The sequence below is a fragment of the uncultured Endozoicomonas sp. genome, from assembly GCF_947495845.1.
GTDB lineage: Bacteria > Pseudomonadota > Gammaproteobacteria > Pseudomonadales > Endozoicomonadaceae > Endozoicomonas.
In genome coordinates this window covers 95,269-110,277 of the sequence record NZ_CANMAO010000006.1, presented here as the reverse complement: position 1 = coordinate 110,277, position 15,009 = coordinate 95,269, and the positions used below count along the sequence as shown (strand labels likewise).

Below are 15,009 nucleotides of genomic sequence, written 5' to 3'. Positions count from 1 at the left end.
TTTTAAGTTAGAATTACTCGTTTTTTAAAAGCATTAGCCATCGTCACTGGCCTGTAACTTTGCAATCCTTGGCACCAGCTCCTTTAAAGCCCGGCGATACACTTCCCGCTTAAACGACACCACCTGACCAAGGGGATACCAATAGCTGACCCAGCGCCAACCATCAAACTCCGGCGACCTGGTATGGTCAACCCGGATACGGTCTTCATTGCTTACCAGCTGCAGCAAAAACCACTTCTGTTTTTGCCCGATACACAGAGGCTTCTGTTCTCTGCGCACCAGCCGTCGAGGCAGACGATAGCGCAACCAGCCACGGGTGCAACCCAGGATTTCCACATCCTCGGGACAGAGACCAATCTCTTCGAATAGTTCTCTGTACATTGCATCTTCCGGTGATTCCCCGTCGTTAATACCGCCCTGGGGGAACTGCCAGGAATCCTGTCTGATTCGCCGTGCCCACAATACCTGACCGTGATGATTTGCGAGGATAATGCCCACATTGGGCCTGAATCCATCATTATCAATCACGTTTTGGTTACCTTTGGGTCACCTCGATGCAGTGCAACTTATTTCAGTTCATTACAACCTACGAGCATCCGGCAAGGGATCGTCGCATAAAACGTGCCTATGAAAAGGAATAAACACAACCACTGTTCGGCAACCACTTAAATTATTTCTTATTACGCATTGTTTCACAAACTGCCAGTTCTCAGCAAACAGGCATTTCAAGAACTTTGGGAATATTCCCTGACAGTTGTAATCCCTTGATTCTCTATTTTAACGCAAGAACTGCTGGCGCATCGGAGCACTCTCAAAGAAAATACCAGCAAAATAAGAACCTGCTTTTAAGGATTCCCCATGGCTCTTGCGATTTTTGACCTTGATAACACCCTCATCGCCGGCGACAGCGACGCACTGTGGGGCGATTTTATTGCCACCAACGGGCTGGTTGATTCAGAGATCTACCGGGAAGGGAACAACTACTTCTACGAGCAATACCAGCAGGGTCAGTTGGATATCCATAAATATCTGGCCTTCTGCCTGAAGCCACTGACGCAGATGAACCTTGATGAACTGGCGATATGGCATGACCGCTTTATGGAGCAAGTTATCAACCCAATCATGCTGGCGAAAGGCAAAGCACAAATCGAGAAGCACCGGGAACAAGGCGACTTTCTTATGATCATCACCGCCACCAACCGGTTTATCACCGAGCCAATAGTACGACAGCTGAACGTTGACGAGATGCTGGCGATTGATCTGGAGATCAAAGATAACCGCTACACCGGCAATATCGTGGGGACGCCGACCTTTCAGGATGGCAAAGTGATTCGCCTGCAACAGTGGCTCCATAAACACCCCGAGCATTCTATGGCAGGCAGTTACTTCTACAGCGATTCAAAAAACGATCTGCCGCTATTGAAACAGGTAGATCATCCCATCGCTGTCAATCCTGATCCCGAGCTCGAGAGTATCGCCAGAGATCAGGACTGGGCAGTGATGGACTTTCGTTAATAACTCATTAATACGGGGTCAAACGAGTAAAAATCGATTTAATATAATCGGTCTCAGGAATGGCCGGATGAACAGGATGGTCCGGCCCCTGATGCCCCTGCTCCAGAATTTGCAGATTACGACCAATATTCCGACTGCCTGTACGAAGCAAGTCCACCATATTTTCTCGCTGCAAATGCATGGAGCAGGATGCCGCTATCAAGTAGCCGTCTTTATCCAGCAAACGCATAGCCAACTCATTAATACGACGATAGGCTTGTTCACCCACTTTGATATCTTTGCGTTTTTTAATAAACGCCGGTGGATCGACAATGATCACATCAAAACGTTCTTCAGCACTTTTCAGGGATTTCAGTGCTTCGAATGCATCGCCTTCAATGGTTTCCACTTTGTCCTGAACGTCATTCAGCTCGGCGTTGGCATGCACGCTGTCCAAAGCAAATGCAGAAGCATCCAGACAGGTGACTTGATCTGCCCCAAACGCTGCCGCCTGAACACCCCAGCCACCCACATAACTGAAAACATCCAACACTCGCTTATCCTGAACATAAGGACGTAAACGATCACGATTCATTCGGTGATCATAAAACCAGCCAGTTTTCTGACCTTCCACCACCGGTGCCTGAAAACTCACGCCATTTTCTTCCAGCATGACCACATTTGGCACTTGACCAGAGACGACTTCTACGTACTGCGCGAGATCTTCCAGCTTGCGTCCATTGCCATTATTTTTGAACAGAATGCCTTTTGGCTTAAGAGCCTGATTCAGCGCATCGATAACAACATCTCGCAGGTTTTCCATACCCGCTGTGGATATCTGAGCCACCAGATAATCGCCAAAACGATCCACAACCAAACCGGGCAGGCCGTCACTGTCGCCGTAAACTAATCGATAGAACGGCTTATCAAACAATCGCTCCCGCATACTCAAGGCAATGTTGATACGATGCACCAGCAATGATTTATCCAGCATCTGTTCACTATCCCGGCTGACCAACCGGGCACAGATCAAACTGTTTGGGTTTACATAGGCAATCCCCAACGCTTTGCCATTGACGTTTTCCACCAGCACTTGCTCACCAAGCTCGAAACTTTTCAGCGGGCTTGTTTTTGTGTCCACTTCATTACTGTATATCCACAGGTGACCGAACTTCAGACGGCGATCTGCTTTGTTCTTCAACCGTAATCTTTTTATTAACATCTTATTACCTTTTTGATTTAAACGGCTGCCGACGGGAATACCAGTAAAGCCAGACAGACAAGCTCAGTGTTATCAACAAAATGATCCATGAGCCATAGATGACACCGCTCCAGCCAGACCAGCGCCAGAAGATACTCAGATAAAAACCACCCGTGCTGGCTCCAAGGTAGTAGAACACTAAATAAAGTGACGACGCACTGGCTTTAGCACTCACTGCATTATGGCTAACCCAGCTGCTGACATTGGAATGTGCAACAAAAAAACCAAAGGCATTGATCAGAAACCCACAAATGATCCAGCCGATAGACTGTGTCAGCATCACGCCAGACCCTAGAATAATCAGACAGACACCGGCAGCCATGATCAAAGGTTGTGGAAATAATCCGGAAAGCCGGCCAGAAAATGCCGCACCCATGGTACCGCTAAGATAGGTCAGAAAGAGCATGCCCAGCCAACTGGACGACAATCGCCATGGCTCGTCGGACAGTAGAAACGTAGCGTAGGTATATTGGTTGACGAAAATGAAGAAGTTAAACCCGCCAATCAGAAAGGGCACCAGCAACAGCGGGTTTCTCAAGTGCCCAAAAAGATCGCAACAGATGGTTCGAAACTTAAGCGGTGCTGGCTGAAAGTTTTTGGAATCTGGCAGCCAATACACAAAGATAGTCAGGCAAATCAAACTGAACATCGCCATAAATAAAAAGGCGTCTTCCCAACCAAACCAGTCACCAACAAAGCCACCAATCAATCTGCCGCTGATACCGCCAAGGGAGTTGGCACTGATATAAACTCCCACCGCCAACGTGAGTGCTGGCTTCGCAAATTCATCGCCCATGTAAGCGATAGCAATAGCCGGCAGGCCGCCAAGACAAAAACCTTGTACTGCACGGAGCACAATCATGTGCTCATAATCACTCACCTGAGAAATCAGCGCTGCGCACAAAACAGCACCGGCCATAGAGCAGATCATTAACGTCTTTCGTCCAATAGCGTCAGACACTGGCCCGAAAAACAACAACGACAAACCCAGCATAAACGTGGCAATGGTAAAACTCAGCCCCGCCTCAACGGGCGACAGCTGAAAGTTATCCGCCAGCATCGGCAACAGCGGTTGGCTGATATAGAGGTTTGAAAACACCATAAAGGAGCCAAGGCTCAGAGCCAAAGTGGCCCGCCAGAAACGGGGAGTACGTGCTTCAATCATGACGGCTTACCTGATTATCTCTCTGGCTCGATTTTCTGGCTCAATCTTTTGGCTCATTGTTCTTATGTGAAGCTGCAGTCTATTTAAAGAAAGCGCTAGCTACCAACCCAAAGTCCCTACTTTTTCTCTTTTCTTACCCGAAACCCGAGGGGAGACTAACCATTCCCCATCATCATGTCAGGGGAACTACGAATTCATCCACAGCTTCAAGCACTTTAGTCTTGTTGAGAACACAACGAGGAGCTGTACTGATGTCTGATAATAACGAAGAAACCATGTTCCAGTTACTCCACTCTCTTATGGGCAAAACGCCAGATCATTCTCTGACCGACCTTCTGGAATCAGCTCATAAAGGTTTTACCCACGGCGCCAATGATTTTGTCGAACAGGCTGCAGGCAACATGCAACCGGTGGAGATTAAAAATAACTTACGCAGTTATCCTTTGGCACAAATTCTGGTCAGTATTGTGAAATACCATGAATTAAATAAGGATACCGACATTATCCGTGAAACCGTGCTGGCCACTCTGGAATGCCTTGAAAACAATATCCAGCAAACGACTGATGCCGCTCAGACAGTGGAGACGACGTTACACTAATATTAAATCAGTTATTTAATCAGTGCTGGATGCCTGTTGAATCAGGCGAATACTGGTTTCAGTCAGTAAACTGGTAGAGCGCCAGAAGTCACTTTTTGCTTCTGGCGACTCGGGTTCACTTTTACTGAGCATCACAAGGCTGCTCTGGAGATCCACAGGGCACACTGACTGGCGATCCGGCGCAGTTACTTCAGGATAACTTTCCTGATAAAACCGCAGCCAATCAAAACACAACCCCGGATCAGCCTTGCCTCGAAAGCCAGCAATATGTTCATGCCCTACCACTCGTTCAGGGCTCGCAAGATTGGGGTAGTGTTTTTTCAATTGCAACATCACCTGCTTTAGCGCACCGTACTGAGCTTCGGTATATGGAAATACATTGCCATTGTAGTTCACTAACTCAATACCAATTGAGCAGTCATTCAACCCCGTCATGCCAGCCCACTCACTGACCCCGGCATGCCAGGCTCGCAGCGCTCTGCCATCAAGGCAATCCACCAGCTCATAAATATCACCAGTTATATCAATCACCAAATGAGAAGATACTGACGACTCTGGGTTTGTGAAAAGCGCCAGCGTTTCCTCAAGGTTCACAGCCGTGTAGTGAAGCACCAGAAACTCCACGGGAATCTCCCAGTCATCTCGATTTTTCGTTTTCAGGCTGTTTACCGTTAAAGACATTATCGTCTCTCAGAAAAGGGTTTTGATTTATCATTGCCTGAATTAACCTCCTCTTCAAGACCCATTATTTTTTCGGAGTTATCAAGATGGCCAAAGGCCTGCAAAAACATCAGGCGCGCAAAGATGCCCTGAACCTACTGGGCAAAGATCTGGCTCGCCGGGCAAAGTCCAAATGCGAAACCTGTGAAGCTTCTGGCGTTTCACTGTCGATTTATGAAGTAGAGCCGGTTCCCAATGAGCCGGATTACGACCATTGTCTTATGATTTGCGAAACCTGCAAAGATCAGCTGGAAAACCCAAAACGTATTAATGTTCATCACTGGCGTTGTGCTGCAAAAGGTATCTGGAGTGAAGTACCAGCGGTTCAGGTGGTTTCTCTGAGACAGTTGAGAAGTTTATCCACAACTCAGGACTGGGCTGCGGATGCACTTGAACACGCTTATATTGATTCCGACGTAGAGGCATGGGCGAGCTCTACTCCCTGAGTAGTTGTCACACAGAGGTTCGCGCCACATTTTTGCCACTATCTGCTCTAAGGTGCATTTGCTCATCATTGCTAGCGACCTCGGGGCGTGCGATCCATTGACGGAATGCAGTGAATGGTCGTGAGGCAACATTCCCTGCAGACTTCATTATCAACCTGCGGGTTCCCATTTTTGCTTGATCACCGTCATTACGCAGCCTTTGGTATTCCTTACCGGTATAGAAAGTAAAGGCGCCCACGCCAACTGCAGCGACTATTGCAGTGCAAACTAACCCAACCGTAGCTTGTGTACTTAAACCGGTACAAGCTGCTACCACGCACATATCATTACCACTGGTTGAACCATCCATTTCTGCTGGAGGTTCAGAAGACGTCATGATATTTTCAGAGGTTGAGCCTGAATAAAACCCCGGCGGACATATCATTCCTGGCGTCGCAGTGGTTTCAGGCATTTCTTGGGTGGGTATTTCATGACAATGCAACTCATCCTCACCATTGGTACAATCAGGCACTCCATCGCAAGCAAAGGCTTCAGGAGCATGATTGCCGGATGGTAACTCACATAACAGAAGACCATGTTTTTTTAGTTCATAGCCACTGCAATTGAATTCATCTGACTTATCTTTACACGAATTGAAACTATCACAATTTCGTCCCTTCACAACAACGCCATCGTCGCATTGAAATAGACCATTTTTACCATACGCTTCCTGAGTACACCCTTGTTCGTCTTCTGCTCCAGGGCAGTTTATCGAGCCATCGCAATATTGACTGGGGGTTATCTTCTTAAATGAATCAGGGCATTTCATATCGCGCCCTAATTTGCTAGTAAACGACAGGTCATTACATCTTGATACATCTTCATCATCATTATGCGGACAATGCTGAAAATTATCACACACATTCGAAGCTGGTATCTCCCTCTGCCCGCCCGCTGCCTCCTTACACAAATAATGCCCATGTCCCAATTTTTCGGAAATTGTACAGTTTTGGTGAGAGGAGAAATCTGCACAGCCGTTACGGTTATGATAACTCCATGACTCACCATTGCATCGATTCTCACTCTTAATCACTTCTCCACTGGTACAACGAAACATACCGTTTTCGAAGTGTTTTTTCTGAAGCTGTTGATCACTAGATATTTCTTTCCCGCTTTGCTTTGCCATGCCCGGACAATTATCTTCATCGAATCCATTGTCACAATCGGGATCATAATCGCACTTAAGAAAATCTGGAATAATGACTTTCTCACCGTATCGAGTGCACTGAAAGAAGCCGTTTTTCTTATAGTCTTCATCTTGACAGCCTAACTCATCTTCATATACATCTACATATACAGCGTTCACTGAAGCTTTAACTGAAGCCTTCGTTGATGCCTCAGTGGTTGGCACACCAGTAGTTGTCACATCCGTGGTTGGCACATCACTGATTGTCACATCACTGGTTGTCGCATCACTGATTGTCGCATCACTGGTTGTCACATCACTGGTTGTCGCATCACTGGTTGTCGCATCACTGGTTGTCGCATCACTGGTTGTCACATCACTGGTTGTCACATCACTGGTTGTCACATCACTGGTTGTCACATCACTGGTTGTCACATAAGTGGTTGGCACGCCCGAAGTTGGTACACCAGTGGTTGGCATCCTTGTTGTTGGAGACTCAGTTAGCGCCAATGTTGGCACATCCACTTTAACTCGATAACCATAACAATCCATTTTGTTATTGCACCTCTTTTCGCTTGGTATAGACTCTTTGCGCGGATCCTCATAACAGGTAAATACCTTGTATTCTTTCGAGCTGCAGTCATTTTCATCCTTGCCGGTTGTTTTGCAATCATCAACAAGATTACAACGTTCTGACTCATGGTATGAAGTTCCATCTCCGCATGGCCTTCTTCCATTTGCAGCCAGCGCTTCATCGGTACAATTTTCATCATCTTCGCCAGGGCAGTCGGGCACGCCATCGCACATTTTGGATTTATTGATATAAGAGCCGTCAGCACACTGATATATCCTAGCCTTAAGAAGCTTGACTCGAGCTCCCTGAGAATCCTGAGAAGACGAAGTGTGATTATCAGTATGTTCTGAACCTACGGGCTGAAAAATACTTAAAGACCAGCCGAGAGTAAGAAGGAACTTTCTTCCGCCAGGCAACAAATAGTCCAGCTCAGGTGTTAGCTCGATCTGATTATGCAAATACCCTGCTGAAGCCTTAGCTGCTTTACCAAGAAATTCGCCAACTTTTGATATTGATCGATCGACAAATTGATCAGCCTGTTGAGCAACATTCAGTGGCTTTTCTGTTGCTGAACTTTGAATATTAGCTCCGCAGCTATGGTATCTGGATGGATTAGCATTAGAGACTCTTCTGCTACCTGAAAACAGTTGTTGTGCAGCACTTTCATGTCTATTAATACGACCATCAATATAAGATTGTTGTGCAACTGTCTCAAGTGGTCTGGTAAATAACTGAACGACAATATTCATTAATACAACCACCCTATTTTTTAATTTACATTCGGGTCAATAAAATATAATTTTCTAACAGGCAAACTTAGACGATAATTATCGTCCTTGATTAAAAAATCCAATCCAATTAATTATGTTAACTTTGCGCATTATTGAGAAAATAAACACTGAAGTAGCGATTTAAAAGGCACTTGCCTTTTAAGCCGATAGCGTTCTATAGTTTTAGTATGAATAAATTATTAAAATATTTCTTCGTATTATCTTTTTTCCCTTCAGCACTCTGGGCTGAACCCGAAGAGACTATTCAGCCTGTCTCCGAGATGAACTTCATACAAATCATGATGCCTTTGCTCATGGTGATCGCCTTGATTTTCATGATTGCCTGGCTGGTCAAACGTTTTAACCCCAAGCTCTCCACGATGGGCATGAGCAAAGAGATCGAAATTCTGTCCAGCACTCAATTATCCACACAATCAAAGCTGTCTCTCATCAGAGTTGGGGGAAAGGATTTACTGATCGGTATCACGCCTCAAAGTATCTCTCTATTAAAAGAATATGATGAGCCTGTGGTAAAAGAGCAACCAGAAAAAGAACAAGTAGCCCTGGCCGACCAGTTTCGCAGCCTGTTAAAGAAAAAGCCTGAGTGAAATAACGTAAATTAGCACTTATTCATCAGGCCTCTGATAACGACTTATACAACTAATACACAAGTTACTAACAAAAACTCCGCAAAGTTATCCACATAAAATTCTCATCTGTTCGCCATCTCTGATATCAGCACCACCATTCTTATTTCACTGATACAGATCTGCTGAAGGGACTCCCGACTCTCATCACTCAAAGAGTCTAGTTTGCTCATTTGCTCACTGCTGTCATGCCAGAGGCCTGCTGCCATTTTTTCTGGGTAATGACTCTCCAGCTTTTCCTGCAGGCTGTTCCGCTTTTCCTGCAAGACAAGCAACATGCCAATTAAAACCGTAGGCGTATCTCCGGAAACTTGCTGACGTAGCCTTATGTAGGTGAAATAGAGCATGGTGATCCGCTCAGTGCTGTTTCTAAGACAGAGCAGACAAAGATAAGACTCATCTTCAATGGGCATTAATGGTGTGTCGTTGACGTCCATTCGCTGCTGATGGGCTTGTTCCATACTGACCTCCTCCATGAGGTTACTCATTTATCCAGAATACCGGAAATCTGTGAACTATTTCCACAGATTTCCTGATCAACCCATTGAATGAGCTGTGGATAAATCCCTTTACCCCCTACTAACACTACACAAAGAGAGCGCTGTTTGTTTTTTGATCAACATCATTTTCATTCACACCTCTTTCAAAATATTTGCAGGTGATTCACTGACAACACGACGAATGCCCAACCAGCCCACACCGCCTAAAACCACACCGCCGAACAGTGGCAATGCCAGCCAGATGTACCACACCGGCTGCCAGGCTAACTCAAAGACCTTTGTGGTTAAGAAATAGGTAGCCAGTTCTGTACCCGCAGCTGCTAACAAACCGGCCAGAACACCAAATAGAATAAACTCACCCACCTGCATAAGCAGCAGCTGTCGTCTCGTTCCGCCCAGTGAACGGATCAGCGCACCTTCCCTGAGCCGCTCATCAATAGTGGACTCGATTACTGATACCATAACCAGCAGGCCAGCGATTAATAGCGCGGCCAGCATGGCTTCGACAGCAATCGTAGATTGCGCCAACATGGCTTGAACCTGACGGATTACCGAATCCAAATCCAGTAATGTCATGGTTGGGAATCGGGTAATCAATTCGTTCAGTAATAGCTTATTATCGCTGCCCAGATAAAAGCTGTTAAGCCAGGTTGCCGGTAAATCCTCCAACACCGCTTTTGGGAAGATCATGTAAAAGTTTGGACGGAAGGATTCCCACTGAACCGTTCGGATACTGCTGACCGTTTCAGTAAATTCGGTGCCGGAGACAATAAACGTCAGTCGATCTCCCATTGTTATCCCCAGCCTCTGAGCCAGTTCGGATTCAATGGATAACCCATCATTACTGCCCGACTCCCACCATTGCCCAGCTTCCAGCTGATTTTTTTCGGGTAGATTTTCGGACCAGGTCAGATTCAGCTCACGATTCAAAGTGTGATCATCTTGCTCATCTTTTGAAACCGCTTCCCGCACCGGCAGATCATTCAACCGAATTAAACGACCACGAATGATTGGATACAACTGACTGGTATCCACCTGATGCTCAGCAAGAAACTCACCGTAAGCTTCGACTTCTGCTGGCTGGATATTCATAGCGAAATAGTTTGGCGTATTGTCTGGTAAATCATTCTGCCAGCGATTCAGAAGGTCGGTGCGCAGAACCAGCACAATGGCCATGGCGATAAACGTCAGAGTAAACGCCAGTAACTGGGCAGATGTTTTGCCTTTGCCTTGAATGATCCTACTCACTGCCGGTCGCCAGAAAACCGGTATCCCGGCAGCACTGTGGCGATGACCAAAATAGCCGAGGGCAAATTGAATCCCCAGAGATATCAGCACTAAAACCACACCAGAAGTCACCGCAAGAATCAGTGCCATCATCAAGCCGCCAGTGTGGTACCAGAGCAGAAGAAATACCGCCAGAAGCGAACAGCCGTAAACCAACCATGAAGCTGCCGGAGCAGGCGACAGATCACGTCTTAATACCCGAAGCGGAGAAACCTCCTGAAGGCGGAGCAACGGCGCCAGACCAAAACCTGCCAACGTGATAACGCCGGTAGCACCACCCACCACCATTGGCATCCAACCGGCTTCGGGTAACCAGGCTGGCAGGATGCCTTTTAATAATTGCACCAACCCTTCCTGCAAGAGCCACCCTGAGAAAACACCAGGCAGAGCAACCAGCAATGCCACCAGTGCCAATTCACCCACCAGCAAACGCAACACCTGTTGACGGCTGGCACCAAGACAACGCATGACGGCACAGCTATCAAAACGTCGCTCCGCAAATCGCTGGCTGGCCATGGCCACAGCAACACCTGCCAGCATCATGGCAGCAATGCTGGCAAGCCCAAGAAACTGTTTGAGCCGAACCACAGAATCCCGAAGATCACGGCGGCTGTCGTCCGCCAGAATTAACCTTTCACTGTCGTCGAGCTTTGGTTCTGCCCAGACTTTAAAGCCCTCAAGCTGATCACGCTCACCGGCTAGCATTGCTTTCCAACTGACCCGGCTGCCCGGTTGGATAATCCCTGTGCTTTGAAGATCATTAAGATTGAACATTAACCGGGGCGAAAAGCTGTAGAAATCGCCTCCACGATCGGTTTCAAGCGTGATTGCCCGGGTGATGGTCAGCCAGGTATTGCCCAGCATCACCTTGTCGCCTATATCCACACCCAGCAGTGGAAACAATCTTGGTTCCAACCAGGCAGTGCCCGGTTGCGGAATGTCATCTACTCTTTGATCCGGTGAAAATGGTTGGTCTGCGGTTCGAATATGGCCACGCAGTGGATAATTGTTTTCCACAGCCTTGGCGGAGACCATTTGCATCTCCTCCCCAGCCATCACCACCGACGGAAACTCCAACACTGTGGATAACTGCAAGCCCTGTTCACGGGCCTCAGTCTGCAAACTTTCCTGAACCGGTCTGGAGCTGCGGATAACCATATCCGCACCCATGACTTCGGCCACCTGTCGTCCAAGTGCCAGTTGCAGCCGATCGCTGAATAAAGCAATGGCGGTACTGACGGTGACCGCCATCAATAATGCCGCCACCAGCAGCCACAATTCACCGGAGCGCCAGTCTCTCAGTAAAAACCGCCAGGATAGTTTTGCCCAGGATAGCTTTGAAGAACACGACGGCTTGTGGGTAACTGGCCTGGCAGAGTTATTTACAGCAGCGCCGCTCATACCTGCGCCTCCAGTTTTCCACCATGAAGTTTCAACACCCGCTGGCAACGTCTGGCCAGATCCATATCGTGGGTCACCAGAATAATGGTGGTTCCTCGCTCACGATTCACTTCAAACAGCAGCTCGATGATGCTTTCACCAGTGTGCTCATCAAGGTTGCCCGTGGGTTCATCGGCAAACAGTATTTCTGGCTCGCCGGCAAATGCCCGGGCAATAGCAACCCGCTGTTGTTCACCGCCAGACAGTTGTTTTGGATAATGAGTAAGACGGTGTTCAAGACCCACCCGAACCAACAGGGCTTTGGCTCGCTCTTCCGGGTTATCCACACCAGCAAGCTCCAGTGGCAACATGACGTTTTCCAGAGCGGTCAAATTTGCCAGCAGCTGAAAGGATTGAAAGACAAATCCCGTATGTTCACCGCGTACCTTTGCCCGTGCATCTTCATCAAGCGCATCAATTCGCTTGCCGGCTAACGACACGGTGCCCGAACTGGGCAAATCCAAGCCGGCGAGAATGCCCAACAAGGTGGATTTACCAGAGCCTGACGTCCCGACGATAGCCACCGATTCGCCAGACTTGATCTCAAGGTCAAGTCCGGACAAGATGGTGAGCGAGTTATCCCGGGTCACGACCGTTTTTTCCAGACTGGACGCCGAAACCGCCATGACAATCCGATGGTCAGCCGTATTTTCGTTAATAGAGTTTGAAATGGTAGTTGAAATGGTATTCATGAATAAATCCCTGGTTCGAAGGGTGCTTGCCTTTACCCTGCTATCGTTATTTTCTTTGACTCTTTCAGCGGCGGAAAAAACACTGCTGGTGTATGGCGATAGTCTCAGTGCAGCTTATGGTCTTACGGATTTAAATCGTGGCTGGGTTCATCTGCTACAACAGAGAATTGACCAGCACCAATACCCCTGGAAAGTGCTCAACGTCAGCATCAGTGGTGAAACCACCTCTGGCGGCCTGAGCCGTTACCGAAAAACTCTTGAGCAAACCAAACCGGATTTGGTGTTACTTGAGCTCGGTGCTAACGACGGCCTGCAGGGGAAGCCCCTGAAAACTCTGAAATCCAACCTTGAGCAGATGATCATCCTGACGCGTGAGCACAATGCTGACCTTATGCTATTTGAAATGATGATCCCACCCAACTACGGACCGGTGTATACACGACGTTTTACAGAAACTTTTCACGAACTGGGTAAAAAATACGATGTGCCGGTGATTCCATTCTTTTTGAATGGCGTAGCAGGGGATGAACTATTAAATCAGCCGGATGGTATTCATCCGACAGAAGATGCTCAGCCTAGTTTGCTGGATAATGTTTGGCCAAGTGTCAAATCAGTTCTTCATTGAAGGGGAGTCTTGCTTTATGGAAGAAATACATCATTGTCCTCAGAAGAGGCCGTATTGATCCCCAGTTCTCTGTCAATAATATCTATGAGGGCATCCGACGGCTCACCCAGGGTTTCCGGTACTGTTACCTCATCGGACTGCACCGTTGAATCTGGCATGATATAACACGGGTGAACCGAGTACACTGGCTGACAGGTAGAGATTCTATAACCACCAAGTTCACGCGATGAAAGATGCTGACTACCCGATGTAAAGAGTCCTACTTGTAAGTTAGTGACACAAAAACCTCGGAACAAACCACTCACAGATTCATACTGTTTTATGTCGATAAACGGATTGGTAGCAAAAGCCTGTTTACTTGTCATAAATACAGGCTTGTCATTATAAACACAGAGAAAATTATTTATTTTATACATAGCCACCTTGAATCTATTGCAAGAGGCTACGTAGAGTCATCAAAAAGTTTTTAGTTCCATGTACTGACATTCTTTACCCCTTATAATGGTGCTACATGGTGTCTGACATTTCCGCTTGCCGTCATCTCAAGAAATGCATCACCAAGACGCTTGCTCTCACTCACCACCTTTTCCCAATACTTTACCCGATCATCATATGAAAAATTGGCAAAGTCATTCCGATCTGGGATTTTCCCATGGGGCAGGTTGGCGACAAATTCTTCCGAGGGCGAAATGAGTACAACATTGTCTGTATTTTCAGCCCTTGGCTTTCGATGTTTCAGCGCTTTATCAAACCAGCCAGGAATCATTCGGGAATAAAAATGAGGATACAAAACCAACCCTTCTCCGTGATTAAATGGCATATCGAAGTGGTAATCGGTAATCCCACCGTCACGGTACATGCCATCGGGCGCGCCACTGATATTACGAATACCCTGCATCACCGCAGGAATAGAACCGGATGCCATGATGGCATCCACAACATTCTCTTTCGTGAAAACCACCGGCTCAGTATGCATATCGCCCGGATTGAAGAAAGCCGGTTTCTCTTCATTTTGATAGGCTGGGTGATGAAAAAGGGTGCGTGTAAAAAAAGAAGGCAGTGTTTTTCTACTGATCAAGTTACCAGTAGCAGCCAGCGCCAGGCCAGCCATTTGAATAGGCTGAATTTCTGATGCAGTGAGGCCATGGCACCTGTCTGCAATCAAGTTAAAACGCATGACTGGATTATTGAGAATCTGATCCACACTCTCCGGGGTTACCATTATTTCCACTAAATCACGGGCTTTTGTGCTTATTTCTTCTGGTGTTGGTTTGTCAGAATAATTGGTATAGAGATACCCTTTTTCAAATCGTTCATGAGCCGCCAGTGGATCATTTTGTGCGTAACAGCTGAAGCGCCAACTGCCGGCTGATGTACCCAGTAGATCAAGAGGTGTTTTTCGATCCCGAAAGTATTCGCCAAGCAAGGCTTTATCCAGACCACTCAATACAAACCATTTTGGCCCACCGGAGGCGCCCACCATCACTTTGATGCTTTCTTGTGGTAACCCTTCAGACCGGATCTGCTCCAGAGCCTTTGCCCCCGCCTGAATATCCAGAAGCTTTTCCATCAGCACTGCCTTTTATTATATTAAAAACCTGTACATTCTATTTGGATAGAAGCG

Annotated in this window: 15 protein-coding genes; 6 read left to right on the top strand and 9 right to left on the bottom strand. The window is 47.2% G+C overall.

Features of this window, described 5'->3' with window-relative positions; genetic code table 11:
• Nucleotides 1-33: 33 nt before the first annotated feature.
• The gene (gene rppH, locus Q1B11_RS06790) at nucleotides 34-528 is read right to left on the bottom strand and encodes an RNA pyrophosphohydrolase (protein ID WP_299729592.1); all 495 of its coding nucleotides are present in this window, start codon (nucleotides 526-528) and stop codon (nucleotides 34-36) included.
• A gap of 330 nt (nucleotides 529-858) precedes the next feature.
• On the opposite strand from rppH, the gene Q1B11_RS06785 reads away from it, so the two are divergent.
• Nucleotides 859-1,515 (top strand): HAD family hydrolase, encoded by a 657-nt coding sequence (locus Q1B11_RS06785; RefSeq protein WP_299729589.1) that lies wholly within the window; start codon nucleotides 859-861, stop codon nucleotides 1,513-1,515.
• A 7-nt stretch (nucleotides 1,516-1,522) separates the two neighbouring features.
• Here the strand turns inward: Q1B11_RS06785 and Q1B11_RS06780 are convergent, their stop codons facing one another.
• Nucleotides 1,523-2,716 (bottom strand): class I SAM-dependent rRNA methyltransferase, encoded by a 1,194-nt coding sequence (locus Q1B11_RS06780; protein ID WP_299729586.1) that lies wholly within the window; start codon nucleotides 2,714-2,716, stop codon nucleotides 1,523-1,525.
• A 4-nt stretch (nucleotides 2,717-2,720) separates the two neighbouring features.
• Nucleotides 2,721-3,920 carry an MFS transporter gene (locus Q1B11_RS06775; RefSeq protein WP_299729583.1) on the bottom strand — a complete coding sequence of 400 codons (1,200 nt, stop codon included), beginning with the start codon at nucleotides 3,918-3,920 and terminating at the stop codon, nucleotides 2,721-2,723.
• 251 nt (nucleotides 3,921-4,171) lie between these two features.
• On the opposite strand from Q1B11_RS06775, the gene Q1B11_RS06770 reads away from it, so the two are divergent.
• Nucleotides 4,172-4,519 (top strand): hypothetical protein, encoded by a 348-nt coding sequence (locus Q1B11_RS06770; protein WP_299729580.1) that lies wholly within the window; start codon nucleotides 4,172-4,174, stop codon nucleotides 4,517-4,519.
• A 15-nt stretch (nucleotides 4,520-4,534) separates the two neighbouring features.
• Here Q1B11_RS06770 and Q1B11_RS06765 read toward each other — a convergent pair whose 3' ends face one another.
• The gene (locus tag Q1B11_RS06765) at nucleotides 4,535-5,200 is read right to left on the bottom strand and encodes an N-acetylmuramoyl-L-alanine amidase (RefSeq protein ID WP_299729577.1); all 666 of its coding nucleotides are present in this window, start codon (nucleotides 5,198-5,200) and stop codon (nucleotides 4,535-4,537) included.
• An 86-nt stretch (nucleotides 5,201-5,286) separates the two neighbouring features.
• On the opposite strand from Q1B11_RS06765, the gene Q1B11_RS06760 reads away from it, so the two are divergent.
• From Q1B11_RS06760 to fliO, 3 genes are all read left to right on the top strand, one after another.
• Nucleotides 5,287-5,685 carry a phnA protein gene (locus tag Q1B11_RS06760; protein WP_299729574.1) on the top strand — a complete coding sequence of 133 codons (399 nt, stop codon included), beginning with the start codon at nucleotides 5,287-5,289 and terminating at the stop codon, nucleotides 5,683-5,685.
• A gap of 1,405 nt (nucleotides 5,686-7,090) precedes the next feature.
• A complete protein-coding gene (locus Q1B11_RS20440) occupies nucleotides 7,091-7,354 on the top strand; it encodes a pentapeptide repeat-containing protein (protein WP_366139438.1) in 264 nt (87 codons plus the stop codon).
• 1,028 nt (nucleotides 7,355-8,382) lie between these two features.
• The gene (gene fliO, locus Q1B11_RS06750; protein ID WP_299729568.1) at nucleotides 8,383-8,802 is read left to right on the top strand and encodes a flagellar biosynthetic protein FliO; all 420 of its coding nucleotides are present in this window, start codon (nucleotides 8,383-8,385) and stop codon (nucleotides 8,800-8,802) included.
• Nucleotides 8,803-8,906: 104 nt separating this feature from the next.
• On the opposite strand, the gene Q1B11_RS06745 is transcribed toward fliO, so the two are convergent.
• The 3 genes from Q1B11_RS06745 to Q1B11_RS06735 form a co-directional block, all read right to left on the bottom strand.
• Nucleotides 8,907-9,302, bottom strand: coding sequence for a hypothetical protein (locus tag Q1B11_RS06745; RefSeq protein ID WP_299729565.1), 396 nt, complete (start codon nucleotides 9,300-9,302; stop codon nucleotides 8,907-8,909).
• Nucleotides 9,303-9,473: 171 nt separating this feature from the next.
• Nucleotides 9,474-12,029, bottom strand: a complete 2,556-nt coding sequence (locus tag Q1B11_RS06740) for an FtsX-like permease family protein (protein ID WP_299729562.1) — start codon at nucleotides 12,027-12,029, stop codon at nucleotides 9,474-9,476.
• Nucleotides 12,026-12,694, bottom strand: a complete 669-nt coding sequence (locus Q1B11_RS06735; RefSeq protein WP_299729695.1) for an ABC transporter ATP-binding protein — start codon at nucleotides 12,692-12,694, stop codon at nucleotides 12,026-12,028. The genes Q1B11_RS06740 and Q1B11_RS06735 overlap by 4 nt, the downstream gene beginning before the upstream one ends.
• A 64-nt stretch (nucleotides 12,695-12,758) precedes the next feature.
• Between Q1B11_RS06735 and Q1B11_RS06730 the strand changes: the two genes are divergently transcribed.
• Nucleotides 12,759-13,385 carry an arylesterase gene (locus Q1B11_RS06730; RefSeq protein WP_299729559.1) on the top strand — a complete coding sequence of 209 codons (627 nt, stop codon included), beginning with the start codon at nucleotides 12,759-12,761 and terminating at the stop codon, nucleotides 13,383-13,385.
• 14 nt (nucleotides 13,386-13,399) lie between these two features.
• Here Q1B11_RS06730 and Q1B11_RS06725 read toward each other — a convergent pair whose 3' ends face one another.
• Nucleotides 13,400-13,543: a hypothetical protein gene (locus Q1B11_RS06725; protein ID WP_299729556.1), complete on the bottom strand. Its 144-nt coding sequence runs from the start codon at nucleotides 13,541-13,543 to the stop codon at nucleotides 13,400-13,402.
• A 338-nt stretch (nucleotides 13,544-13,881) separates the two neighbouring features.
• Nucleotides 13,882-14,955 carry a patatin-like phospholipase family protein gene (locus tag Q1B11_RS06720; protein ID WP_299729553.1) on the bottom strand — a complete coding sequence of 358 codons (1,074 nt, stop codon included), beginning with the start codon at nucleotides 14,953-14,955 and terminating at the stop codon, nucleotides 13,882-13,884.
• Nucleotides 14,956-15,009: the final 54 nt, after the last annotated feature.

What these genes read in the sequence shown, in the direction of transcription:
- Q1B11_RS06785 (WP_299729589.1), top strand. Translation starts at nt 859, where the DNA reads ATGGCTCTTGCGATTTTTGACCTTGATAACACCCTCATCGCCGGCGAC.
- Q1B11_RS06780 (WP_299729586.1), bottom strand. Translation starts at nt 2,716, where the DNA reads ATGTTAATAAAAAGATTACGGTTGAAGAACAAAGCAGATCGCCGTCTG.
- Q1B11_RS06775 (WP_299729583.1), bottom strand. Translation starts at nt 3,920, where the DNA reads ATGATTGAAGCACGTACTCCCCGTTTCTGGCGGGCCACTTTGGCTCTG.
- Q1B11_RS06770 (WP_299729580.1), top strand. Translation starts at nt 4,172, where the DNA reads ATGTCTGATAATAACGAAGAAACCATGTTCCAGTTACTCCACTCTCTT.
- Q1B11_RS06765 (WP_299729577.1), bottom strand. Translation starts at nt 5,200, where the DNA reads ATGTCTTTAACGGTAAACAGCCTGAAAACGAAAAATCGAGATGACTGG.
- Q1B11_RS06760 (WP_299729574.1), top strand. Translation starts at nt 5,287, where the DNA reads ATGGCCAAAGGCCTGCAAAAACATCAGGCGCGCAAAGATGCCCTGAAC.
- fliO (WP_299729568.1), top strand. Translation starts at nt 8,383, where the DNA reads ATGAATAAATTATTAAAATATTTCTTCGTATTATCTTTTTTCCCTTCA.
- Q1B11_RS06745 (WP_299729565.1), bottom strand. Translation starts at nt 9,302, where the DNA reads ATGGAACAAGCCCATCAGCAGCGAATGGACGTCAACGACACACCATTA.
- Q1B11_RS06740 (WP_299729562.1), bottom strand. Translation starts at nt 12,029, where the DNA reads ATGAGCGGCGCTGCTGTAAATAACTCTGCCAGGCCAGTTACCCACAAG.
- Q1B11_RS06735 (WP_299729695.1), bottom strand. Translation starts at nt 12,694, where the DNA reads ATGGCGGTTTCGGCGTCCAGTCTGGAAAAAACGGTCGTGACCCGGGAT.
- Q1B11_RS06730 (WP_299729559.1), top strand. Translation starts at nt 12,759, where the DNA reads ATGAATAAATCCCTGGTTCGAAGGGTGCTTGCCTTTACCCTGCTATCG.
- Q1B11_RS06725 (WP_299729556.1), bottom strand. Translation starts at nt 13,543, where the DNA reads ATGCCAGATTCAACGGTGCAGTCCGATGAGGTAACAGTACCGGAAACC.
- Q1B11_RS06720 (WP_299729553.1), bottom strand. Translation starts at nt 14,955, where the DNA reads ATGGAAAAGCTTCTGGATATTCAGGCGGGGGCAAAGGCTCTGGAGCAG.